21 protein-coding genes are annotated in these 24,138 nt (G+C 33.5%); 12 read left to right on the top strand and 9 right to left on the bottom strand.

Annotated elements, in window-relative coordinates:
- Positions 1-3 precede the first annotated feature (3 nt).
- The 7 genes from lepA to aroQ form a co-directional block, all read right to left on the bottom strand.
- Positions 4-1,794, bottom strand: coding sequence for a translation elongation factor 4 (lepA, locus tag NIL_RS02265; RefSeq protein ID WP_187648020.1), 1,791 nt, complete (start codon positions 1,792-1,794; stop codon positions 4-6).
- A 75-nt stretch (positions 1,795-1,869) separates the two neighbouring features.
- The gene (locus NIL_RS02260) at positions 1,870-2,799 is read right to left on the bottom strand and encodes a ribose-phosphate pyrophosphokinase (protein ID WP_187648556.1); all 930 of its coding nucleotides are present in this window, start codon (positions 2,797-2,799) and stop codon (positions 1,870-1,872) included.
- A 109-nt stretch (positions 2,800-2,908) separates the two neighbouring features.
- Positions 2,909-3,925, bottom strand: coding sequence for a tRNA 2-thiouridine(34) synthase MnmA (mnmA, locus tag NIL_RS02255; RefSeq protein ID WP_246434456.1), 1,017 nt, complete (start codon positions 3,923-3,925; stop codon positions 2,909-2,911).
- 50 nt (positions 3,926-3,975) lie between these two features.
- On the bottom strand, positions 3,976-4,782 hold the full coding sequence (locus NIL_RS02250) for a MinD/ParA family protein (protein WP_187648019.1): 807 nt from the start codon (positions 4,780-4,782) through the stop codon (positions 3,976-3,978).
- Positions 4,779-5,267 carry a 2-amino-4-hydroxy-6-hydroxymethyldihydropteridine diphosphokinase gene (gene folK / locus NIL_RS02245; protein WP_187648018.1) on the bottom strand — a complete coding sequence of 163 codons (489 nt, stop codon included), beginning with the start codon at positions 5,265-5,267 and terminating at the stop codon, positions 4,779-4,781. The genes NIL_RS02250 and folK overlap by 4 nt, the downstream gene beginning before the upstream one ends.
- Before the next feature lie 62 nt (positions 5,268-5,329).
- Positions 5,330-6,349, bottom strand: a complete 1,020-nt coding sequence (locus tag NIL_RS02240; protein WP_187648017.1) for an aminopeptidase P family protein — start codon at positions 6,347-6,349, stop codon at positions 5,330-5,332.
- 22 nt (positions 6,350-6,371) lie between these two features.
- A complete protein-coding gene (gene aroQ / locus NIL_RS02235; RefSeq protein WP_187648016.1) occupies positions 6,372-6,845 on the bottom strand; it encodes a type II 3-dehydroquinate dehydratase in 474 nt (157 codons plus the stop codon).
- 150 nt (positions 6,846-6,995) lie between these two features.
- On the opposite strand from aroQ, the gene mqnF reads away from it, so the two are divergent.
- On the top strand, positions 6,996-8,216 hold the full coding sequence (mqnF, locus tag NIL_RS02230; RefSeq protein WP_187648015.1) for an aminofutalosine deaminase family hydrolase: 1,221 nt from the start codon (positions 6,996-6,998) through the stop codon (positions 8,214-8,216).
- On the top strand, positions 8,209-9,078 hold the full coding sequence (gene sppA / locus NIL_RS02225) for a signal peptide peptidase SppA (RefSeq protein ID WP_187648014.1): 870 nt from the start codon (positions 8,209-8,211) through the stop codon (positions 9,076-9,078). Before mqnF ends, sppA begins: the two co-directional genes overlap by 8 nt.
- Before the next feature lie 11 nt (positions 9,079-9,089).
- Here sppA and NIL_RS02220 read toward each other — a convergent pair whose 3' ends face one another.
- Both NIL_RS02220 and xseA read right to left on the bottom strand, forming a co-directional pair.
- A complete protein-coding gene (locus tag NIL_RS02220; protein WP_187648013.1) occupies positions 9,090-12,269 on the bottom strand; it encodes an EAL domain-containing protein in 3,180 nt (1,059 codons plus the stop codon).
- Positions 12,270-12,323: 54 nt separating this feature from the next.
- Complete coding sequence (gene xseA, locus NIL_RS02215; protein WP_246434455.1) at positions 12,324-13,610, bottom strand: exodeoxyribonuclease VII large subunit; 1,287 nt, start codon at positions 13,608-13,610, stop codon at positions 12,324-12,326.
- A gap of 245 nt (positions 13,611-13,855) precedes the next feature.
- On the opposite strand from xseA, the gene NIL_RS02210 reads away from it, so the two are divergent.
- From NIL_RS02210 to NIL_RS02165, 10 genes are all read left to right on the top strand, one after another.
- Positions 13,856-14,197: a c-type cytochrome gene (locus NIL_RS02210; protein WP_187648012.1), complete on the top strand. Its 342-nt coding sequence runs from the start codon at positions 13,856-13,858 to the stop codon at positions 14,195-14,197.
- Between the two features lie 176 nt (positions 14,198-14,373).
- On the top strand, positions 14,374-15,723 hold the full coding sequence (locus tag NIL_RS02205; RefSeq protein ID WP_187648011.1) for a cytochrome c3 family protein: 1,350 nt from the start codon (positions 14,374-14,376) through the stop codon (positions 15,721-15,723).
- Complete coding sequence (locus tag NIL_RS02200; RefSeq protein WP_187648010.1) at positions 15,689-16,798, top strand: cytochrome c3 family protein; 1,110 nt, start codon at positions 15,689-15,691, stop codon at positions 16,796-16,798. Before NIL_RS02205 ends, NIL_RS02200 begins: the two co-directional genes overlap by 35 nt.
- Before the next feature lie 365 nt (positions 16,799-17,163).
- Positions 17,164-18,288: a cache domain-containing protein gene (locus NIL_RS02195; protein WP_187648009.1), complete on the top strand. Its 1,125-nt coding sequence runs from the start codon at positions 17,164-17,166 to the stop codon at positions 18,286-18,288.
- Positions 18,285-18,941 (top strand): response regulator transcription factor, encoded by a 657-nt coding sequence (locus NIL_RS02190; protein ID WP_187648008.1) that lies wholly within the window; start codon positions 18,285-18,287, stop codon positions 18,939-18,941. The genes NIL_RS02195 and NIL_RS02190 overlap by 4 nt, the downstream gene beginning before the upstream one ends.
- Entirely contained in the window at positions 18,931-20,118 is a 1,188-nt protein-coding gene (locus NIL_RS02185; protein ID WP_187648007.1) for a sensor histidine kinase, read from the top strand. The genes NIL_RS02190 and NIL_RS02185 overlap by 11 nt, the downstream gene beginning before the upstream one ends.
- A gap of 74 nt (positions 20,119-20,192) precedes the next feature.
- Complete coding sequence (locus tag NIL_RS02180) at positions 20,193-20,882, top strand: cytochrome c3 family protein (RefSeq protein WP_187648006.1); 690 nt, start codon at positions 20,193-20,195, stop codon at positions 20,880-20,882.
- A gap of 275 nt (positions 20,883-21,157) precedes the next feature.
- Positions 21,158-21,880 carry a cytochrome c3 family protein gene (locus NIL_RS02175; protein WP_187648005.1) on the top strand — a complete coding sequence of 241 codons (723 nt, stop codon included), beginning with the start codon at positions 21,158-21,160 and terminating at the stop codon, positions 21,878-21,880.
- Between the two features lie 193 nt (positions 21,881-22,073).
- Positions 22,074-23,177 carry a 6-bladed beta-propeller gene (locus NIL_RS02170; protein ID WP_187648004.1) on the top strand — a complete coding sequence of 368 codons (1,104 nt, stop codon included), beginning with the start codon at positions 22,074-22,076 and terminating at the stop codon, positions 23,175-23,177.
- A gap of 2 nt (positions 23,178-23,179) precedes the next feature.
- Complete coding sequence (locus NIL_RS02165; RefSeq protein WP_187648003.1) at positions 23,180-24,136, top strand: peptidylprolyl isomerase; 957 nt, start codon at positions 23,180-23,182, stop codon at positions 24,134-24,136.
- Positions 24,137-24,138 lie beyond the last annotated feature (2 nt).

Genomic DNA, 24,138 nt, shown 5'->3' with positions numbered 1-24,138 from the left:
CTCCTAATCTATCTTTAATACGGTTAAAAAAGCCTCTTGAGGCAACTGAACTTTTCCTATGGCTTTCATTCTCTTTTTACCGGCTTTTTGCTTCTCAAGAAGTTTTCTTTTTCTAGAGATATCTCCCCCATAACACTTAGCAGTAACATTTTTACCCATAGATTTAACAGTCTCTCTTGCTATTATCTTATTTCCTATACTTGCTTGTATAGCTACTTCAAAAAGCTGCCTAGGGACAATCTCTTTCATCTTTTTAACAAGTTCTCTTCCTCTATATTGAGCTTTCTCTTTAGGAACAATGATAGATAAAGCATCTACAACTTCTCCAGCAACTCTAACGTCTAGTTTTACCAAATCACCCTCTTTGTAGCCGCTAGGCTCATAATCAAAACTGGCATATCCTTTTGTAACGGTTTTTAGCTTATCATAAAAGTCCATAACTATCTCGTTCATAGGTATTTCATACTCAAGTAAAACCCTATCTTCTGTAAGATAGTCCATCTTTGTTTGAACACCTCTTTTTTCGTTCAAAAGTGTTATAACATTTCCCAAGAACTCGGTAGGAGTTATAATAGTAGCTTTTACGTAAGGCTCGAAAATCTTCTCAATCTCTTGAACGGGAGGAAGTTCACTGGGGTTTTGTATCTCCAACTCCTCGCCGTCGGTTTTCAAAACTCTGTATGTAACGGTTGGCGCTGTGGCTATTAGATCGAGCCCAAATTCTCTCTCTAACCTCTCTTTAACAACTTCCATATGCAAAAGCCCTAAAAACCCTACTCTAAAACCAAAACCCAAAGCCGCTGAAGTTTCAGGCTCGTATGTTATACTTGCATCATTAAGTTTAAGTTTATCTAAAGCGTCTCTTAGATCCTCAAATTTATCCGTATCTATCGGATAGAGTCCAGCAAATACAAAAGGCTTGGCTTCTTCAAATCCTTCAATCGGTTCAGGAGTAGGATTTTTGGCATCAGTGATGGTGTCTCCAACTTGAACATCACCGATATTTTTAAGTCCCATAACTACTATACCGATTTCACCGGTTGCTATTTTCTCACTCTTTTGAGGCTTTATAGGATGAGGATACATAAGTTCCAAAACTTCGTGCTTTTTACCGGTCCCCATAACCAATACTTCTTGACCTTTTCTTATCTCACCGTCAAAAACCCTCACAAGTGCCAGAGCTCCTAGATAACTATCAAACCAGCTATCGTATATCAAAGCTTTAGAAGGAGCCTTGGGATCTCCTTTTGGAGCCGGAATCCTATCTATAATAGCATCTATAAGCTCTTTTATGCCCTGTCCCGTTTTAGCACTCACCTCTAAGGCATCCGTACAATCTAATCCTACACTGTTTTCTATATCCTCTTTTACCCTGTCGGGATCTGCAGCTGGAAGATCTATCTTGTTTATAACGGGAATTAGTTCCAAGTCGTTTTCCAGTGCTATATAGACATTGGCAATCGTTTGCGCTTCTACTCCTTGACTAGCGTCCACTACCAAAAGAGCACCTTCACTAGAAGCCAAAGAGCGACTAACTTCATAACTAAAATCAACGTGTCCCGGAGTATCTATAAGATTTAAAATATACTCTTTTCCATCTTTATTATATTTTAGTCTAACGCTTTGCGCTTTGATAGTGATACCGCGCTCTCGCTCTATATCCATAGTATCGAGCATCTGTTCGCTCATCTTTCTATCTTCAATACCACCACACTCTTGTATAAGTCTGTCGGCAAGGGTACTTTTTCCGTGATCTATATGAGCTATGATGGAAAAGTTTCTAATATTGTCCAAAAATACTCCTTCTATCTTTTGTTAAAAGTTAAAACGGTTAAACGATCAAAATTGTATAAACTCTCAACTTTTTAACTAAATAAACAAACTATTAACACTCTCGTTATGATACACTCTTCTAATAACTTCGGCAAAAAGGGGTGCTACAGACAAAACTTTGATTTTTTCGGTATTTTTTTTCAAAGGCAAAGAGTTTGAAACCACAAGTTCGTCCAACTTCCCATTTTCAATTCTCTCATATGCAGGACCGCTAAGAACTGGATGAGTACAACATGCCATCACGGATTTAGCCCCTTTTGCTTTTAAAGCCGCCGCAGCTTTTACTATAGTTCCGGCCGTATCTATCATATCATCTACCAAAATAACATCTTTTCCTTCCACATTTCCAATGATGTTCATAACTTCGGACTCATTGGCCTTTTCTCTTCTTTTATCTACTATTACCATATCCATCCCAAGTCTGCTTGCAAAGTATCTTGCTCTTGCAACTCCTCCGATATCGGGACTTGCAATAACTGGATTTTTAAAATTTTTGTTTTTAACATAATCCATAAATATTATAGCTCCGTAAAGATTGTCAACTGGAATATCAAAAAAACCCTGTATCTGCCCAGCATGAAGATCAATAGTAATAACTCTCGTAATCCCAGCTTTTTCTATAAGGTTCGCAACTAGTTTAGCGGTAATCGGCACTCTTGGCGCGGCTTTTCTATCTTGTCTAGCATAGCCAAAATATGGTATTACAGCAGTGATGGTATTTGCGCTGCTTCTTCTTAAAGCATCAGTCATAATAAGCAGTTCCATAAGATTGTCGTTTGCCGGACTTCCCGTAGGTTGTACTATAAATACGTCTCTACCCCTAACGCTCTCTGAAATCTGTATATTTATCTCTCCATCGCTAAATCTACTAACGGTAGCTTTACTTAAAGGTACATCAAGATATTTGGTTATCTCTTTTGCAAACTCAGGATGAGCCGTTCCCGAAAAAATCTTATATCCTCGCATCATATCTCCCGTACATTTTTTTTGGAATTATATCTAAATTAGTTTGGAGTTGGAATCGAAAATAATATATTTATTCTTAACTTTAAACTCCAAAACTCTATACTCCATATTAAACAATCCACCCGCCTCCTAATACTTTTTCATCCTCATAAAATACTCCTGCCTGACCGCTCGCTACCCCAAATACTCCCTCTTTTAGACTCACATCGGCTATATTATCTTTTATCTGCACTAAACAGGGAACTTTATGTGTTCTGTATCTAACTTTTATAGTAGCTTCAAACTCTTTTTTCTCTTCAAACATATTTAAATCTTTTAGCCTAACTCTTTTTACTTCAAGTTCCTCTCTTTTACCTACCATTATTTGGTTTTTTTCCGGAATAATTTTTAATACATAATGAGGTTCACGAGCACCATAAACTATGAATCCTTTTCTTTTTCCGATAGTATAGTGCATATATCCTTTGTGCTCTCCTATCACTCTACCATCTTTATCGATAACTTCTCCGGGTGTATCTACTTTAGTATGCTCTTTTAATATATCTATATATGTATTTTCCACAAAACATATCTCACTGCTCTCTTTTTGAGCTGCAATCTCTTTAAGAGGCTCTATGGAAGCAGCTATTTTTTTTACATCCTCTTTGTACATATCTCCTAATGGAAAAATCAATCTAGGCAGAACCATTCTTTTTATATTGAAAAGAAAATAGCTTTGATCTTTACTTTTATCTTTTGCTTCATAAAGATATTTTCCGTCACATTTTACGTAGTGACCTGTAGCAAAAAAGTTTGCCCCAACCGAATCAGCCACATCTACTAATGCTCCAAATTTCATATATCTGTTACATACTGCACAAGGATTTGGTGTTTTACCTTCAATATAACCGTTAACAAATGGATTATAAACTTTTTCCAAAAACTCTTGAGTCTTGTCTAAGATATGAACTTTAATGCCAAGAAAATTTGAAACCTTCTCTACGTTTTTTAGATATCTTTGATGCAAATCCTCTCGAGTGTGTATCTTCATATATACACCTTCAACTTCAAAACCTTCTTTTTTAAGAAGATATGCAGTAACCGTAGAATCAACTCCCCCACTCATCGCTACCAAAACTTTGCTCACGTTAAACTCCGCCTTTTCGGTTTTATTTATTTTACTATAATTTTAAAGTTTTAAAAATTCAAAAACAGTCTTTTAAAAAAAGTGGATATAGAGTTTTCTTTATCTATTTTTTTGCCATCTTTTGTAAGATTTGATGTCAATTGTTTGACAATTTGTACAAGTTGCAAAGAGGACTTGGACATAGGCTCTTTTTTTATAAACAGTTCTCTGTTTTTAGAGGCTTGTGTGATAAGCAGGCTCTGTTCTATATACCCTAAAAATTCAAGTTCTGTTTTTTTATTAAGATGTTTTTGCGCTACACTTTTTATTTTGTTAAATATCCCTAAAGCCTCTTTTTGATTTTTTACCTCATTTAAAATCATAAAGATCTTATCTTTTATCTTACTCGAATATTTAATCATGGCATAAGCATCCATAATCGCAGCAGGATCCGGTACTGTAACTATAATCGTATCTGTAGAAGCATTTATAAAGCTTCTAACGCTATCTCCTATTCCGGCTCCCGTATCTATAATCAAAAAATCAAAATCTTTGAAATTTTTAGTTCCTTCCAAAAATTTCTCTATCAACTCCTCATCTTTGAAACTAAGAATCTCTTCTCCACTTTCACCAGGAATTAAAACTAAATTTTTATTTACATTTATCAGAATCTCTTCAAATTCACTCTCTCCTTTTAGAACATCCAAAATATTTTTTTTAGGCTGAACATTCAAAATAATATCTAAGTTGGCAAGTCCTATATCGGCGTCAAAAAGAGCAACTTTATATCCATATTGAGAGAGTGCAAAAGAGAGATTAGCACTAATAGTACTTTTCCCTACTCCGCCTTTACCGCTAGTAATCGTTATAAATCTCAAAAGTCATCTCCCATCAATATTAGAGGAATAACTACACTATCTCTCTCTTTCCATTTTGGATGTGGTATTTTGAGGTTATCTTTTTCAATTTTTTTATTATCAAAAAAGATTATATCCATATCCAGTGTCCTAGGAGCATTTTTAAATGACCTAACTCTTTTAAATCTCTTTTCGGTCTTTAAACAAAAATCTAAAAAATTCTCCGGATTCATCTTAGTATAAAGATGAATAATGGCATTAAAAAAATATGGCTGATCTTCATATCCAAATGGAGGGTTTTTCAATAGAGGAGAGGTAGATACTATAGAGATTTTACGGTTATTTTTTAACATAAAAAATAGCTTTTTAAATCTTCTTCTAACATCTCCAACGTTACCACCAATTCCTAGAGTAACTCTATGGGGTAGTTTTTTAGGCTTAGGGTTAACAAAGGGAAAGCTGTCTATATAAAATAGCTCTAAATTTTTACCTATTTTTCTTCTCAAACAGACTCCTAAAATCATATAAACCTAAAAGAAACTCACAAAAACAAGTCTCAAAATCTATATCAAATAATTTCGGCTCTACCACCTCTCATCACCACCATATCTTCGATTCTTATACCAAACTCTCCTGGTATATATATACCGGGCTCTATAGTAAAAACCATATTATCTTCGATTATAGTCTCGCTTTTTGAGGAGATAAAAGGCATTTCATGGATATCAAGTCCTACGCCGTGTCCGGTTGAGTGTACGAAAAACTCTCCAAAACCCCCTTTTTCTATCACATCTCTTGCTATTTTATCTATCTCTCTGGCTCTCATCCCACTTCTAGCCCTTTTTATCGCTTCATCGTGCGCCTTTAAAACTAGATCGTATGCTTTTTGTATATTTGAGTTATTAAAACTCTGCTTATACTCAAATGTTAATCCATCGCTAATAAGAGAAGTTCTCGTTCTATCAGAGCAGTATCTTTTATATTTTACTCCAGCGTCAAAAAGTATCAAATCTCCATTTTTTAAAACTTTAGGGGTTGGATGGGCATGAGGTTTTGCCGCATTTTCATTTATCGCAAATATCGGCTCAAAACTAAGATCTCTTTCGCCAAAATCGCTTAAGATGATTTTTGAGTTAAATTGTAAAAATTTCTCACTCCTATTTCTCCCCTCTCTATCCAAAAAAGAGGCAAACTTATCGAAAGCTTTTTTGTTTATTTGAGCGCTTTTTTTTATAAGCTCTATCTCTTCATCACTTTTTATAGCTCTTTTTTTCCAAGAAAACATAGGTTTTGGTATGAGATATACCCCGCTTTTTTTCAGTTCTTCAAATTGTGCAACTGTAAAATCTTTAGGATCGTAAACAAGCTTCTTGACTCTTTTTTTTCTAAGTACCTCTCTTACGCTTTTTAGGAGTGAGCGAGTCTCAACAACATACGCTTCTTTTATATTCTCTTTTGCATCTTGGCTATATCTAGCGTCAGTAAAAAAGTAGGTTTCATCCCCTACTTTCAAAAATATTTCATTATCGCAAGAGTAACCACAATCGTAATATACGGCGTTTTCATCTTTTAAAATATAATTTTCCATCTCCCTCCCCTAGGGGTATCTTTTATGCTTGTTGCTGTTTTTGCGCCTCTTGAAGCGCTTTCATCTCATTGAAAATTTGTAGCATAGCAACCATGGCTAGATGGTAGCTAAAAGGTCCAAAACCGCTTATTTGTCCGGCGCATACAGGAGCAATCAATGATTTTTGTCTAAACTCTTCTCGTCTGTATATGTTTGAGATATGTACCTCTATAGTAGGCAACTGTACCGCTGCAATGGCGTCTCTTATAGCAATTGAAGTGTGTGTATATGCGGCAGGGTTGATGATAATCCCGTTGGCGTCACCTAAGCACTCTTGGATCTTATCGACTATCTCTCCTTCAAGGTTGCTTTGGAAAAACTCTATCTCCATACCGTTTTGCTCGGCAAAAGCTCTCATCTGGGCATGTATATCTTCTAGTTTCATAGGACCGTAGATATTTTGTTCTCTTAGCCCCAACATATTTAAGTTTGGACCCTGTATAACCACTACTTTCATATTTTTTCCTTTTTTCTGTGATTTTTAAGGTATGATTATATCAACTTTTAGCATAATCTTTTTTTAGTCTGCCAAATAGCGATATTTAAGTTGTATAGAGTATATCTATTAAGATATAATTTACTACAAAGCAAACAGCAGGAGAAGATATTGAAAATAGTAAAAACAGATTTTATCTTGACTCCACACAAAATAGTCTCAGGCAAAGCCGTAGCCTTTAAGGAAAGAGTAGTAGATATAGAAGATCTTGAAACTCTAAAAAAAAAGTATCCAAGCGCTACAATATTTGAGTATGAAAAAAATAGCTGTCTTCTTCCGGGATTTATCAATACCCACGTCCATTTAGAGTTTAGCGCAAATAGAGCCGCTCTTGCTTACGGGAATTTTCTTATCTGGTTAAACAGCGTCATAAAAAAGAGAGAAGAACTAGTTCCAAATTGCGATCGAAAATGTATCCAAAAGGCTATTAAAAATATGTTAAAAAGCGGTACCACAACTTTTGGCGCCATTAGCAGCTACGGATACGATATGATACCATGCGTAAATGCACCGCAAAGAGTGGTATATTTTAACGAAGTTATAGGTTCTAATCCCGCGGCTGCCGATGTTTTATATAACGATTTTTTACAAAGAGTCAAAGAATCAAAAGAGTATGCAGATAAGAAATTTATACCAGCGATAGCTATCCATTCACCCTACTCCGTTCATAGAGTTTTAGCTAAAAAAGCGATAGATTTTGCAAAAGAAAACGGACTCTTAATCTCTACCCATTTTATGGAGAGTCGTGCCGAAAGAGAGTGGCTCGATAAAGGGGTTGGAGATTTTAAGCCCTTTTTTGAAGAGTTTTTAAATCAATCTATCCCGGCAAATAGAGCGAAAGATTTTCTTACATTGTTTGAAGGAACACCCTCTTTGTTCGTTCATTGTGTCTGGGCAAATGAAAAAGAGCTAGAGATTATAGGAAAAGAGAAACACACTATCGTACACTGTCCGGTTTCAAACAGACTGCTTGGAAACGGAGCTGTGGATCTTGGAAAGACAAAATATTTAGGAATTAATCTTGCTGTGGCAACAGATGGACTAAGCTCAAACTACTCATTAAATATTTATGAAGAATTAAAAGCGGCACTATTTGTTCATTATCACATAGATCCTGTCACTCTATCTTTTGATCTGATAAGAGCAGCTACCATAAATGCAGCAAAAGCTCTAAAAATCGATACGGGAGAGGTCGAAATAGGAAAACTGGCTGATTTGCAAGTAGTTAAACTACCAAAAGATTTAGACACTATAGATCAGATACCGCTACATATATTGTTACATACTCAAAAACCAGATAAAGTTTTTATAGGAGGAGAATCTTATGAGTGATTTTTTTAAAAAGCTTTTTAGTCCGATAACTGCTACTCTTGACTTTATACAAAGATATTTTAAATCTTTAATTTTTTTACTGCTTATTCTAATACTCGTGGCTTCTTCAAAAGAGCAGACTTTGCAAAAACCAAATCTTATGAAAATAGAGCTCTTTGGAGCAATATTGGATGCCAAAGAAGTTTTAAATAAGATCGAAGAGGCTCAAAAGCCCAATATCAAAGGGGTTTTATTTGTAGTAAACTCTCCTGGAGGAGCTGTAGCACCATCAATAGAGATATCTATGGCAATTAAAAAACTAAAAGAGGAAAAACCGGTTGTGGCATACGCTGCAGGAACTATGGCAAGTGGAAGTTACTACGCATCTATATGGGCCGATAAAATTATAGCTAACCCTGGAAGCGTGATAGGCTCCATCGGCGTAATATTTGAGAGTGCAAATATAAAAAAATTGATAGATAAAATAGGTATAGAACCTCAGATTGTTAAAGCCGGAAAATATAAAGAAGCAGGAACTCCTTTTAGAGAATGGAGAGATTTTGAAAAAGAGGAGATAAAAAAGGTTATCTACGATACATACGATATGTTCGTAAAAGATGTTGCAAATGCAAGAAAACTTGATATAAAAAATAAGGATAAATTTGCCGAAGCGCATATCTTTACCGCAAGACAGGCAAAAGATGTAGGACTAATAGATAAAGTTGGAACTTTTTACGAAGCTAAAAAAGAGGTGGAAGCTTTAAGTGGTGTAACAAAACCTATCTGGAAAAAAGAAGATAGATTTGAAAAATTTTTAGAAAAGCTAAGTGACGAGACTTCGGCTAAGATAGTCTCTTTCCTTCTAGGCTATCAACTATTTTAGAGGTCTCTCCTCTATCGTAAAAACTTTTTTATTTGGGAAGGTGAAAGCGGTCTGCTAAAATAGAACCCTTGGTACAAATCACACCCTATATCTTTTAAATACCCTAAAGTCTCTTCCTTTTCTATTCCCTCAGCAACAGTTTTTAGGCCGAAAATCTTGGAAGTTTGTATAATCATCTTTACTATCTCTCTATTTTTATCTTTAAAGATATCTATGACAAAATCTCTATCTATTTTTATATAATCAACCGGAAGGGTTTTTAAATAGTTGATAGAAGAATAGCCTTTTCCAAAATCGTCTATACTAAAGTTAATTCCAATCTTTTTAAATCTATTTATTATTTTAATAGCTCTTTCACCGTTTTTCAAAAGAGCATCTTCAACTATTTCAAACTCTAAATATTTTGGATCAATATCACACTCTTTTAAGATCTTTTTTACATTTTTCTCAAAATTTTGATGATTAAACTGCTCAGCGGAAATATTTATAGAGATTTTTTTATCAAAGTTTTCAAACTCCTCTTCCCATAGTTTTATCTGATTGCAAACCTCTTTTAAAACGTAATCTCCAAGATCAAAAACAAGCCTATTACCAGAAGTGACGTATAAAAACTGATCCGGATATAAAAGACCTTTTTTAGGATGATCCCATCTTACTAACGCTTCAAAGCCTACGACTTTGTTGTCGTTTACGGTAACTTTTGGCTGATAATGTAAGATAATTTCTCTACTTTTTATAGCCTGAGTCAACTCATTTTTAACTATTAAAAACTGTTTAGACTCTATATCAAGCGCCTCATTAAAGAAATAAAACTGATTTTTCCCATTCTTCTTAGCATGATACATTGCTATATCAGCATTTACGATAACATCTTTAAAACTGTTTTCGTTATCAGGAAAAATTTTGATACCTATACTAAACGATAGTTCTATCCTATGTCCTTCTATATCTAGCGTCTCGGAAAAGATATCTTTTATTTTTTCTACTAAAATAGAGGCTTTTTTGATTGCCAAACTTTTATCGTCGCTAATATTGTAAGCTATATACGCAAACTCGTCTCCAGCTATTCTTGCAACTATATCGCTCTCTTTTTTGATCTTTTTTAATCTTTTTACGAATTCTATTAAGACTTTATCCCCTATTTCGTGATTGTAGTAGTCGTTTATATGTTTAAAATTATCCAAATCAATAAATAAAAATGCGTTATAAAACCCTTTTCTTTTAGCCTCTTTATATATCTTTTTCAACTCGTCCAAAAGTTTTTGCCTGTTAAAAACATCCGTTAGCGGATCATGATAAGCTCTGTGTTCTACGCTCTTTTGAGCCTCTTTTAGATCACTTATATCAAAAAAGTGCGCTATATAGTGGGTCACTTCTCCATTATCGTTTTTAACCGCACTTATAGAGAGCATCTCCGGATAAATCTCGCCATTTTTTCTTTTATTGTATATCTCCCCTTTCCAATATCCATCTTTTCTTATTTTATCCCACATCTCGGTATAAAAAGCCTTATCATGCTTTCCGGATTTTAATATACTTGGATTTTTGCCTATAACCTCATCTTTACTATAACCGGTTATTCTAGTAAACGCATCATTTACCCTAATAATCTTCCCATGAATGTCCGTTATAGTTATGGCCTCATGCGTATTAAAGGCGTAGCTTGCTATTTTTAATTCCTCTTTTAGTTTCTCTTCCTCTTTTTGTATCTCTATCTTTTCTAGAGCAAACGACAGCGCATTTACCATTTTGTTTATAAGGTCGATAATTTTTGCATCAAAGGCACTCTCTTTTGTAGCTGCAATTATCAAAACATACTCAATTTTACTAGATCTATATATGGGAAAAATCGCTAAAGACTCTACATCTTCGTATAAAATGGAGTTCTTTTTTAAAGGAGTCGTTATATTATAGTTTCCGCTTTTTATAGCTTTTTCAACATAGTTTAACAGTTTGGATTCGGGAGGATTTGATAAAAACTCCTCTTTTTTTATAATATCTATTGAAATATTATCGGATAAGATTGGCTCAACTCGATCTTTTTTTACCTCTCCTATCCATATATATTTAAATTTTTCGGTTTTAAAAAGAAGATAACTCAATGAATTTAAAATTGTCTTCTCTTCTTGATGATATATGATCGTTTCGGAAAACTCGGCAAATATTTTATAGAGCTTTTTTTCTCTTTCTATGATAGATACAAACTCTTCAAACTTCTCTAACAATTTGGTAATGATATAGATTAGTCCATATAGAGCGACTATAGAGGATATCCATAAAACAAGGCTTATTATAAGATAGTATATAGCATCTTTCTTCAAGCTGCCTTTTAGATATAAGACTGTATCCAAAATAGCATTACTTATCTTATAAAGATTATCTATATATTTGGTAGAAAGTTCCCACCACTTTATCGCCGAAATATCATATATATTTTCAAAAACTATCTTTTTCTTTAACTTTTGGAAACTATTCTCTACCTTATATTTCATAATATTTTGATATATAACGACTATCCGAATCGGAGCTTCATTTTTAAATCTTTTATATATCTCCTCAAACTCACTCTCAAGTCTCATTAAACGATAAACCACATTTTGGTTCTTGCTCTCTAGAAAATAGGATATAAGCGCACGCTCTTTTCCGCTTATTTCGCTAAGTTTCAAAATATCTTTAAAGCTAATAATATATTTAAAAAACGTTTCATTGATAAATCTTCTGTTTAATATATTCGTACTGTCGATTAGTTCGCTGACGATATCGCTATAAAAATCTAAAATTTCGAAAATCGAGATATTTTTTTGCTCAACCTTTTTTCTGAACTCGTATATCTTTTTATACTTTTTTAAAATATCTTTTATCAATATATCATCTTTTACGTAATCAAAATCAAAAAGAGATTTTTTATAACGTTTAAAAGCATCTTCAGTATTTTCTATTTGCCGTTTAAGTCTTTTTTGAAAATCAACATTGTCGCTTATAAGAGAAGATATACTAAGTCCCCGCTCTTTTTGCAACTCTTTTATTAAAAGAGTACTAGATTTTGTGTATTCCACCCCTTTTTCCAAATATTTCGTATCAAGATACTGCTCAAACTTTTCATATACATACTGTGAAGAAAAATATATCATTCCAATTGCAGGAACTAAAAATATAAAAATTAGTTTCAATTTTAAATTATTTATCTTCAACATCAATTCCTATAAAATTTATATCTATAATAGTTTAACAACCTTTAAATATTGTTAAATATCCTCTTTTTTTAGCACTTTTGCCTCTATCTTTATCTGTTGGGTTTGGAGCTCAAATATATCGCCAATAGATAACTCTTCAAGATCAACTACTTTAGCGTTTTTTATAACTTGTGCAAAACCTTTTTTAACCTTTTTTGATTCAAATGCAACTGATAATCTCTCTTTTAAACTTTCAGATTCGTGCTCTTTATGGATCAAACACTGTTTGATACTTTGAGTAAAAGCTAATCTCAACTCTTTTGGCAGAGACTCTTTTCTTTGTAGATAAAATTCAACGGAACTCTTTAACTGCTTTTTTAGAGCTTCTATCTCTTTCAAATAAAACTCGACTCTTTTTTTAGGCGAATTGTGTTCAAAAGAGGATAAAAGATGTCTTAATAAATCAAATTTGTCTCTCATAACTTTATGCATTGAGTTTTGAATCTGCTCTTGCAGTGAGTCTATATACATAAGTTTTTCTAACCTATCAGGCAAAACCATCTCTATTGCCGCACTTGGTGTCGGAGCTCTTAGATCCGCAACTAGATCACTTATTAAAAAGTCTATCTCATGGCCTACAGCCGAAACTATAGGAGTTTTGGCTTCAAATATCGCATCTGCAACCACCTCTTCATTAAACGTCCAAAGATCTTCTAAACTCCCACCGCCTCTACCTACTATGATAAGATCTACTCCCAACGTATCGGCAAATTTTACGGAGCTAGCTATATCTTCGGCGGCATCTTTACCCTGAACCAACGTATTTATAATATAAACTTTCAAAAGAGGCCATCTTCTGTTTATAACTTTTAACATATCCTGCAACGCCGCACCCGTTTTTGAAGTAACTAACGCTATCTTGTCTATATATTTTGGTATCTTTTTTTTAAATGTTTTGTCAAAATACCCTTTAGCTTGCAACCTCTTTTTTAGCTGCTCATAAGCCAAAGCCAACGATCCTGCCCCGGAAGGAACTATCGTAGTAGCGTAAAGCTGATATTCGCCTCTTGGTTTATAAACGCTAACTCTACCGCTTGCAATTACCTTTTGTCCATCTTCTAGTCTAAAATCGAGTTTTGATGCAAAACTTCTAAACATCACGCATTTTAAAGTACTCCCTTTGTCTTTTAAACTAAAATAAAGATGGCCGCTGGTATGATAAGTGGGTCTGCTTATCTCCCCCTCTACATAAACCTCTAAAAAATGGCTCTCTAAAAGATTTTTTATCTTTTCATTAAACTCGCTTACGCTTAATATCTTCAGTTTATCTCCTTGTAAAAAATTATGGAATTTTATCAAATCTTTTTATTATATTTGGAATAATTGAGACTCTGAAAAATTACAAATTTAGTGATAGTTTACATTTTAAACGTAACCGAAAGTAAAATCGTAACTCGCTTGAGCAATAAAAATAAAGATAAAAAATATATTATAAGTAATTTTTTTGCTGAATTTACAATACTTTTACATTATTGTGTTATAAATAACAATTATATTTGGTGAAAATATGCAAGAGATAGATTTTTTGAAAAAGGAGACTGGTTATGAAAAAAATGTTAATTATAATATTTTTAATAACAACGATGTTCGCCGATATCGATTTGACAAAAAAAGGAGAAATAATTTTTAAAAAATTAAATTGTCATATATGCCACAAAATAGATGACGATGCGGCGAGCATAGGACCTTCTATCACGACTATAGCGACCCACTATCTTGGAAATGAGAGGAGATTAGTAAAGTTTTTAAAAGGAGAAGCAAAACCTATAATAGATCCGGCTAGATTCGAAATTATGAAACCTCAACTCTATAAAACAAAACATATGACGTTTGATGAATATAGAGCTCTTTCATACTATCTAACAAATTTTCATAAAAATAGATAAAATTGCATTGTGTTACTTTTTTGTTACAATTTTTATCTTTCATGCAAATATTTATAAAATCTATTGACAACGTCAAAATAATTAATTAATATACTAATTCCTAATGTTATAAAAATTTATTATATTTCGTATGCTTATTACAATAATAAAAAGTAATAATACTCAAGGAGACACAGATGCATTTCAAACAAAAATTACTCCTTATACCCATTTTGTTTATTACTATATTGATAAACTGGGGATGTGCAACTTCACAAAGCGTTAACGACCAAACAAAAAAAGAGATAAAAAGTTCGGCCGAGGCAAAACAGCTAAAAAAACAAGAAAATATAGCCCAAGAGAGTAAAGTGGTTGAGCCAAAAAAGAGTGAACCTCCACCACAAGTTGTTAAGCAAGAGGTCAAAAAGGGTAATCAACCCTTTTTTGAACCAAATCTTTTATCTTCCGAAGAGATTATCCACCCTCCGTATGAGTGGGGAGATTGTAGTGTTTGTCATACGGACAAAAATCCAGATAAGAGTAAAAATGCTACTTTAATTATGGATCTACCCGATCTTTGTTATCAGTGTCACGACAAAAATTTAAAAGAGGGTAAAAAGTTTATACACGGCCCGGTTGCAGCCGGAGCCTGTACAGCTTGTCACAATCCGCATAAATCAAAAAATAAAAGATTATTGGTAGCTTCTAATATAAATGAACTTTGTACATCATGTCATACAGCAAAAGGTGAATTTTTACATAAAACGCAAAATATCCACCCACCAGTACAGGATCAGTGTATCAACTGTCACGATCCTCATACGGAAAATTACGAATTTCAGCTAAAAGCAGACGGTAAAAAAGATCTATGCCTTATGTGTCACGCAGATAAAGAGATACTTATAACTACGGCTAAAAACAGACACGGAGCGATCAATAGAGCTAGAGGGTGTCAAGAGTGCCACGATCCTCATGGAACCGGACAACCAAAAATGATTAAAGCTGCAACCGTAAAAGATCTTTGCTTAAATTGTCATAACGAAACATTAAAAAGAGACGAGGACGGTGCAAAACTTATAAACATGGCAAAACATCTAGCCGAAAATCCCGACTGGCACGGTCCTATACAGTGGGGGGATTGCGCTATGTGTCACAATCCACACGGTAGCAACAATTTTAGAATGCTAAAAAAGCCTTTCCCTCCAACTTTTTATGCTAATTTTGATAAAAATAACTACATCTGTTTTGAGTGTCACGAACCTAAAAAGATTATGGAGTCAAAAACTACCGAATACACTAACTTTAGGAACGGCGACGTCAACTTGCACTACGTTCACGTCAATAAGAAAAAAGGTAGAACCTGTCGCGCTTGTCACGATTTTCACGGCACAAAAGATTATCCTCACCACTTAAGAAAGAAGACAAAATTTGGAAAGATAAATTTCCCTATAAGATATATCGAAACACCGACGGGAGGTTCATGTGCACCAGCTTGTCACGCAAGAAGGTATTATGATAGAGAAAAACCTATCGTTAACACTAAGTAGTCACTTTTTTAAAAAGTGGCTACTTATTTTTGTTTTTTTTACCATTTTTAATTTTTCCCATACCCTTTTTGCAAATACCAAAGATTTTCAAATTCTATATCCGCTTAATAATTCGGTCTATAACGAAGAGTTTGCGACAATTTCTCTAAAAGTGGATCCTAAAAAGATAAAAGGATTTAAAGTTTTAACACAACTTGATACATCTATTGAGGTTAAAACATCTTCAAAAAAAGAGATCTATTGTAAAACTATTCCTCTAAAACTAGGCATAAACGAGATAAAAATAAAACTCTATTTAAACAATAATCTCTCTAAAGAGTATAAATTAAAACTCTTTTATCATAACGAAATTTTTGAAGTTGCTGAAGAGATACCCGCCGGATTTAAAAAAATCTATTTCCATAACGATATATATGAAAATTTATGTACCAAATGTCACGATATGAGGCCTGATTTCAAGCTAAAAACAGTAAAGCTAGAAGCTAAAGGATCTGCCACTACCGATATGTATATTTTAGAAAATCCCCAAGATTCAAACTGCTACACTTGTCATAACAAACTTGCTTCTAGAAAAAACGGACACGCTCCAGCGGTAAACTTTATGTGTCAAATTTGTCATAATGGACAAACCGGCGAAAATAATCTTGAAGAGGAGGGAAAAAGTAGATATCTTTATCCCGATCCTATTATAAAAGTATGTTTTACTTGTCACAAAAGAATAGAACATATTATAGAAAAAAATTACTCGGATCACGGTCCAACAAACTCTGGAAGATGTAATCTGTGTCACAATCCCCACTCATCAAAGAACATCTTTTTTCTAAAAAAATCTATCTGGAATCTTTGCACAACCTGCCACGCAGAAAAAGCTAGCGGACTTCATGTAATAGCTAGTTTCGTCTATCAAAGAAACAAAGGAGGTCATCCTACAAAAGATAGAAAAGATCCATCAAGACCAGGACGAGAACTTGTCTGCTCTAGTTGTCACGATCCTCACGGTTCTAAAGGACCTTTTTTACTTAGAACAACGGGTAAAATCCCTTTTAGTATCTGTAAACGTTGTCATAAGAAATAGTTAAATCTAGATATTTAACTTACTTATATTAAAAACTCTTACTTTTATAAAATTTTATAATTGAACCCTCTGAATAATTAGAAATTGAGCGAAAGCTTTATCATTTTAGCTTGAAAATTTTATGTTAGCCAAAAGGCTAAAAAAGTACGCTTGCTTAGCACTTTTTAATAAAATTTTCAAGCGTTGACAAAAGCAAAAATTAAACTAGCTTGAGTGAACTTTGCTATTTATTCAGAACGCTCAATTTTATATTTTGTGTTACATATTTGCTATAACAAAAGAGTATAATAAAAATAATTGTAAAACTTAATATATTAGATTGAATTTTTAGTATAATCACATAAAAAAAGACAATAAATTTTGCTATGAGAAAAAAATTATTTTTAGCATCAATAATTTTGTTTGTTTTATCTACTTTGATTAGTATAGTTATTTTTAATCTCTATAAAAAGAGAGAAATAGCGATAATGAATCATGCATACGATAATATCAATAGATTAATAATACTATCTTTGGTTTCTGAAAAATCCCAATCTCTCTCATTAGCTTTAGCCCTTAGTAAAAATAAAGCGATAGCTGAAGCCATATTAAACAACGATCCAAAAAAATGCTCTAAGATATTGAAAGAGACTACGGATTCACTTTTAAAACATCTAAATAGAAAAAATATCTACGTTCAAGTTATAGATACTAACCTAAAGGTTTTCGCAATAAGTTGGAAAGACACCTTTTACAAAACATATTCTCTTAAAGATAGAGATGATCTAAAACTCGTTTTAAAAAAAAGGGTTCCAAAATATACTATCGCTACTACACTACCAGCTGGTATAAAAATATCGGCGCCTATTATTTATAACGAAAAAAGTATCGGCATACTGGAAGTAACCATACCTTTTGATGATTTAGCGATAAAATTTAGAGGTTACGGCATGGAGTTATTACCGCTTTTTAAAAAGGCTTATCTTGACAAAAAAGATTTTATCTTCAATAACCTAAATATTAACCAGTATATAGTCGCAAATAAAAACTTTAATTTGCAAACTGTAAAAATATTAAAAAATTTAAATAATGAAGATTTTGAAAAATTAGAACATTTCGACTATATAAAAACCAAAAATCTCTTTATAGCCTCTTATCCAATAAAAGATCACAAAGGTAGGAATCTCGGTATGTTTGTGGTTTTTCTCAATAACAAATCACTTAAAAATATTGCAGGCGAACAAAAGTCGATACTAAAAAGCATTTTTACCCTAGAGAGCACAAAAGAGGATATATACCACTACGTAAATCATTTTGAAAAAAATATCTTTAGCGATATGTCGCCAAAATATATTATAAACTTTAAAAATAGCATAGACGAAAAAGATCGTATCTATTTTAACGAAGCGGCAAAAGAGAGACTGCAAAAGATGTCAAAAAAAGAGCTTATCGATCTAATTCTTTACGGATATAACCAGACTCAAACCAAAAAGGAAGGGAAAATAAAGTGAAAATTCTACTTTTAGAAGACGAATACGCCCTAAGAAAATCTATAAAAGAGCTTTTAGAAGATAGTGGCTACATAGTCGATGAGTACTCCAACGGACAAGAGGCGATAGAAGCTATATACAACTCAAAATATGATCTTTTACTACTAGACGTTAACGTTCCCGGTATTAACGGATTTGAACTTTTGGAGAATTTAAGAAAAAACAATATTGACACGCCCACCATATTTATAACTTCGCTAACTGAAATAGATAGCTTAGAAAGAGGATACGATCTTGGTTGTTGCGACTACATAAAAAAACCTTTCGATTTAAAAGAGCTTAAACTAAGAGTGGCTTCCGCTCTAAAACTCGCCTCTTTAAAAACAAAGGAAGATATTATCGAGTTACCTGAAGGTTACAGTTACAACACAAAATGTTTTACCTTAACAAAAGATGGAAAAGAGATAACTCTATCTAAAACAGAAAAGATGATACTAGATCTTTTTATAAAACATAAAAATCAGGTAGTAACTCCAGAGATGATTATTGAGTACGTATGGGAAGATTTCGTAGATCCGGCAAATGTAAGAGTTCAGATAAACAACTTAAGAAAAAAACTAGACAAAAATCTTATTAAAAATATTAGAGGTATAGGTTATAAACTTGAAGCTTGAGATAAACGAATCAAAATTTTCACTAAAATATTCTATATTTTATACACTTGTTGTACTCGCTATTTTGCTAGTACCCTTTGCTATTTATGATAACTACACCTATAATCTAGAAGAGGTAAAAACAGAAATAGCTCTTAAGAAAAAGTCGATACAGATAATTAACGAAATGGAAAAGTTTGACAATAGATTTCAAACCACTTTTATCTTTCCTAGATTTAAATCTTATCAAGCGGGGCTTTATGATGAAAACGGCAATCCGATTTTTACACTTATAGAAAAACCGCTCTCTATATTGCAGTTTAAACCAGGATACCATAGGTTCGGAAACTATAGATACTACGTTACAGAGTTTAAGGACGACAGATATTTTGGGGCGAAATATCTAGTAGTTGGAACGGAGTTTAATATCTACACAATTTTGTTAAATATTTTACTTATTTTTCTCTCTATTATTACCGTTACCTTTATCCTCTCATTCATCATACTTAAAAATTTCTCTAAACCTTTTAAAGAGATAAATAGAGCCTTAGACGACTTTATTAAAGACTCTATGCATGAAATAAATACGCCTCTATCCATAATCAACATAAACATAGATCTATTTTCGGAAAAGTTTGGAAAAAACAGATATCTCTCCAGGATAAAATCAGCGGCAAAGATACTCTCATCTCTCTATGACGATATGAATTATCTCATAAAAGAGCAGACCATAAACAAAGCCAAAAAGAAAAAGATAAACTTTAGCGAGTTTTTGAAAAAATCGGTCGATTATTTTACGGATATCGCCGAGCTAAAAGATATAAAGATAAAAACAGATATCGAAAATGATATCTTTATAGACTTTGTACCGACAAAACTTCAAAAGATTATAGATAACAACCTCTCAAACGCGATAAAATACTCCAACGAGGGAGGAGAAGTTATTATTACTTTAAAAAAAGAAGGAGATAAGATTATTTTAGGGTTCAAAGATTTTGGTATCGGTATAAAAGAACCGGATAAAATCTTTTCTAGATACTATAGAGAAGATATCACAAAAGGTGGATTTGGTATAGGACTAAACATAGTAAATAAGATCATTATTGAAGAAAATATTAAAGTAAATATCGTATCTTCACCGGGTAAGGGCAGCTATTTTGAGTATATCTTTCCTCTAAAACCACAAAAACTATCATAATTTTTTCTAATTTTACACTAATTTTACACAACCGTGTAATAATTATGTTACAGATTAGTTTAGAGGGGATTATTATGAAAATCAAACTTTTCACTACTTCATTGTCTTTTTTTACAATATTTATAAATCCACTTTTTTCTCAGTCAATGATAGGAACTCAACACGATCTAAGTACAGGTATTGATGACAACGATGAAATTTGTGTCTATTGCCATACACCACACGCCGCAAATACTTCCTATGGAGCTCCGTTATGGAATAAACCTACCATAACTACTTCATTTACAATGTATGGGGCAACAACATCAGGAGTTGCTGGACAAACTTTAGCCGGTACGCCTACCGATCCGGCACCTACTGGTGCAACACTGGCTTGTCTTAGCTGCCATGATGGTATAAGTGCCATGAATAGCGTGGTAAATGCACCTGGTTCAGGCGGATATAACACTAACGGAACATATATAGGTAACGCCAACTCTACCCCAAAAGATATGCCAAACGCCGAAGAAATTGCTATTGGACTTTATGGAGATTTAACAAATGATCATCCAGTATCTATCTCCTACGTTGAGGGCGTTGCCGGACTAAAGCCAAAAAACACTCCAATTACTGGATGGAATAACGCAACTACTATTAACGATCTATTAAGAGACGGAAAAGTACAGTGTGTTAGCTGTCATGACCCTCACGATCCTACTTACGGTAGATATTTAAGATATTCAAACTCTGGTAGCCAACTCTGTAAAACATGTCATGATAAATAGATAGTTTTTATGATAAAAAATCTTCTATACATAATTAATCAAATCTAAGTTTATCTACTCATTTTTTTATATAAAAAAATTTACTATACTAAATGTAATAATAAATATAATATTTTGTTATGCTAGATTTTAAAATTTATTAAATATTATTATACAAAAAGTTATATAAAAAGTTCTGAATTACGTAATCAATAAAACTTTTAATTTTTTACACTATTTTTACAAACTTTTGTTACTATAATTCTTGAAAAACATTTTAATACAAAGGAGTTAACATGATGAGAGCAAAAATAGGTAAAATAGCAGCCGCCGTTTTGTTAACGGTAGGAGTAACATCTGCGGTAGCTCAGATTGCTAACAGTAAGCACGATTTAACAGCAAGCAATACTAATCCTGACGTAACCATAAAAGCGTCAGCCGGTCAAAACAACGATGAGATCTGTGTATATTGTCATACACCGCACGCAGCAAATACAGCATTTGCAGGCGCACCGCTTTGGAATAAAAACGACCAAAACGCGCCTACTACATATACTATGTACGGTACGACCGTAGCAGGTACGCAAACGTTAGCATCTCCGCAAGCACCATCTCTTGCTTGTCTAAGCTGCCATGACGGTGTAAGTGCTATTAACTCTATAGTTAACGCGCCTGGATCTGGTGGATACGTAGAAACAGGTCAATACGTCGCGTTTGGCACAACTGCGGCTGGAACAGCCTTTACAATGCCTGCGGGCGTTACTCAAATAGGTACTGACTTAACAAATGATCACCCGGTATCTATCCCTTACACAACAGGTGCAGCAAGTTTAAAAGACCCAACAACCGCTCTTCCAGGAACTTGGAACGGCGCAACGACTATTGGTGACTTGTTAAGAGGCGGAAATGTTGAGTGCGTTAGTTGTCACGACCCACATGCAGGTGAAAATCCAACTTTCCTAAGAATGGCGAATGGTAATGTTGGAAGCCAGTTGTGTTTGGCTTGTCACGCAAAATAGTATTGGCTTTTGTATAAAAAAAAAGGTACGGCTTCGGCCGTACCTTTTTTTTTGCCTATTTTAACTTATCTGTTACCGTTTTTGAAAAAATTGTAACAGATAAGTTAAGGTTATAGTATTGTCACGCCAAAAATTGCCTCTGCCTTTTCTATTTGATATAATTTTGTATAAATTTAAATTATGGAGGCGCTATTTGAAAAAGGCAAAGCTAATTTTATGGTTTTTATATGTAACTTTTATACTAACAGGCTGTACTTCGCAAAAGCAAGAAGAAATAAAGATAGTCATGCCGCCGCCTCCTGAAGAACCCAGACTCTTTTACGTTACAAGTTACAGAGGAGAGGCGAACTTCGTTAAAAATAGCACTCTTGACGCTTTTTTGGGAGAGCAGCAAAAAGGGCTTGGAAAAAACCTTTTTAAGCCTTACGGAGTTGCCGCTAAAAACGGAGTTATATACGTCACTGATACCGCACTAGCGCTAGTTTTTGCTATAGATACCAAAAATAAAAAGATATCATTTTTAGGAGAAAAACCTCCCGGAAAACTGGCTTTACCGGTTGGAATAGCTATAGATTCCAAAGGGATTGTTTACGTCTCGGACTCGAAACAAAAAAAAGTGTTCGGTTACGATAAAAACGGAAACCTAGTCTTTGCTCTAGGAGAAAAAGGAGAGTTTAGAAGACCTTCCGGAATAGCCATAAACAATAAACTAAATAGAATATACGTAGTAGATACAAAGTCGCACAACGTAAAAGTGTACGATCTAAAAACAAAAAAACTACTTTTTGAGTTTGGAAAAAGAGGTAAAGAGGACGGCGAGTTTAACTTTCCTACCAACATAGCTATAGATAGAGAAAACAACAACGTAGCCATAGTGGATACCCAAAATTTTAGAGTCCAGATATTTGACGAAGACGGAGAGTTCTTAACAAAATTTGGAAAGCTTGGAAACGTGCCCGGGATGTTTGCTCGACCAAAAGGCATAGGAATTGACTCCGAAGATCATCTATACGTTGCTGACGCAGCCTTTAACAACGTTCAAATTTTCGATCAAAAAGGAAGAATACTTCTCTTTTTCGGCGGTGCCGGTTTTGATCCAGGAAAATTTTATCTACCCGCAGGTATTTACGTAGATGAAGAAGATAAAGTTTATATCGTTGACTCCTTTAACGCAAGAGTGCAGGTGTATCAATACGTAAGTGACAAGTGGAAAAAAGCCAATCCTAAAAAGTATCAAGAGTTAAAAGAGTATAAAAAAAGCAATAAAAAAAATGAGGAAAACAAAAAGGATAAATAGATATGAATATGAAAAATTTTTTTAAAATTTTTGCGCCGATTATAGTTGTTAGTATCATTTTTGCGCAAAACCAAAATAAAAACGTAGTAGCTAAAGTAAACGACTACAACATAACAAAAAAAGAGTTAGATATACAAGTTCAACTCCTTATACCTAGGAACTTCATACACTCAAACGTATCGGATGAGAAAAGAAAAGAGCTCGAAAAAGAGGCTCTAAAAGATCTCATAAACAAAAGAGTATTACTAGACTATGCAAAAAAGAGAGGTTATAAAGTATCGAAAAAAGAGCTTAAAAAGGCGGAAAAAAGATTTATAAAAGCGTACGGTAATAAAGAGAATCTAAAAAGAAGACTCAAAATCTCAAATATGAGTTATGAGGAATTTTTAAAGGGATTAAAAGAGGATCTTCTTATACGAAAGCTTTACGATAAAGAGGTTAAAAAAGAGTTTAGCGAAAAAGAGTTAAAAGAGTATTACGAAAAAAATAGATACAAGTTTAAAATGCCTCCAAAACTAAAACTAAAACTTATCTACTTAAGGAACGACCCTACTGATCCAAAAGGTAGACAAAAAGCTTTAAAAAGAGCTAAAGAGGTTATGGAAAAACTTAAAAAAGGAGAGGATTTTTCTGAACTTGCTAGAAAATACTCAAACGATATGACAAGGATCAAAGGCGGCGATATGGGATTTATACATCAAGGAATGCTTGAAGAACCTATCGAAAAAGAGGCTATAAAGCTAAAAGAGGGAGAGATAAGCGAGCCCATAGAGACAACAAAAGGATTTTATATTATCAAACTTGAAAAGAAAACTCCCGAAAAACTCTTCACTTTTGAGGAAATAAAAGAGAAACTAAAAAGAGAGTTAAAAGCAAAAGAAGAAAAAAAGAGGATGGAGGAGATACTAAAGAGAGCAAAAAAAGAGTCTAAAATAGAGAACTACTTCAATAATCGGTAAGA

Source organism: Nitrosophilus labii (assembly GCF_014466985.1).
Lineage (GTDB): Bacteria > Campylobacterota > Campylobacteria > Campylobacterales > Nitratiruptoraceae > Nitrosophilus_A > Nitrosophilus_A labii.
Note: the sequence above shows the minus strand (reverse complement) of the source record. Positions and strands in the feature narration are given on the sequence as shown.

What these genes read in the sequence shown, in the direction of transcription:
- NIL_RS02180 (WP_187648006.1), top strand. Translation starts at nt 20,193, where the DNA reads ATGAAAATCAAACTTTTCACTACTTCATTGTCTTTTTTTACAATATTT.
- NIL_RS02200 (WP_187648010.1), top strand. Translation starts at nt 15,689, where the DNA reads ATGATAGAGAAAAACCTATCGTTAACACTAAGTAGTCACTTTTTTAAA.
- NIL_RS02165 (WP_187648003.1), top strand. Translation starts at nt 23,180, where the DNA reads ATGAATATGAAAAATTTTTTTAAAATTTTTGCGCCGATTATAGTTGTT.
- NIL_RS02195 (WP_187648009.1), top strand. Translation starts at nt 17,164, where the DNA reads ATGAGAAAAAAATTATTTTTAGCATCAATAATTTTGTTTGTTTTATCT.
- NIL_RS02210 (WP_187648012.1), top strand. Translation starts at nt 13,856, where the DNA reads ATGAAAAAAATGTTAATTATAATATTTTTAATAACAACGATGTTCGCC.
- NIL_RS02240 (WP_187648017.1), bottom strand. Translation starts at nt 6,349, where the DNA reads ATGGAAAATTATATTTTAAAAGATGAAAACGCCGTATATTACGATTGT.
- NIL_RS02260 (WP_187648556.1), bottom strand. Translation starts at nt 2,799, where the DNA reads ATGCGAGGATATAAGATTTTTTCGGGAACGGCTCATCCTGAGTTTGCA.
- sppA (WP_187648014.1), top strand. Translation starts at nt 8,209, where the DNA reads ATGAGTGATTTTTTTAAAAAGCTTTTTAGTCCGATAACTGCTACTCTT.
- NIL_RS02175 (WP_187648005.1), top strand. Translation starts at nt 21,158, where the DNA reads ATGATGAGAGCAAAAATAGGTAAAATAGCAGCCGCCGTTTTGTTAACG.
- aroQ (WP_187648016.1), bottom strand. Translation starts at nt 6,845, where the DNA reads ATGAAAGTAGTGGTTATACAGGGTCCAAACTTAAATATGTTGGGGCTA.
- NIL_RS02205 (WP_187648011.1), top strand. Translation starts at nt 14,374, where the DNA reads ATGCATTTCAAACAAAAATTACTCCTTATACCCATTTTGTTTATTACT.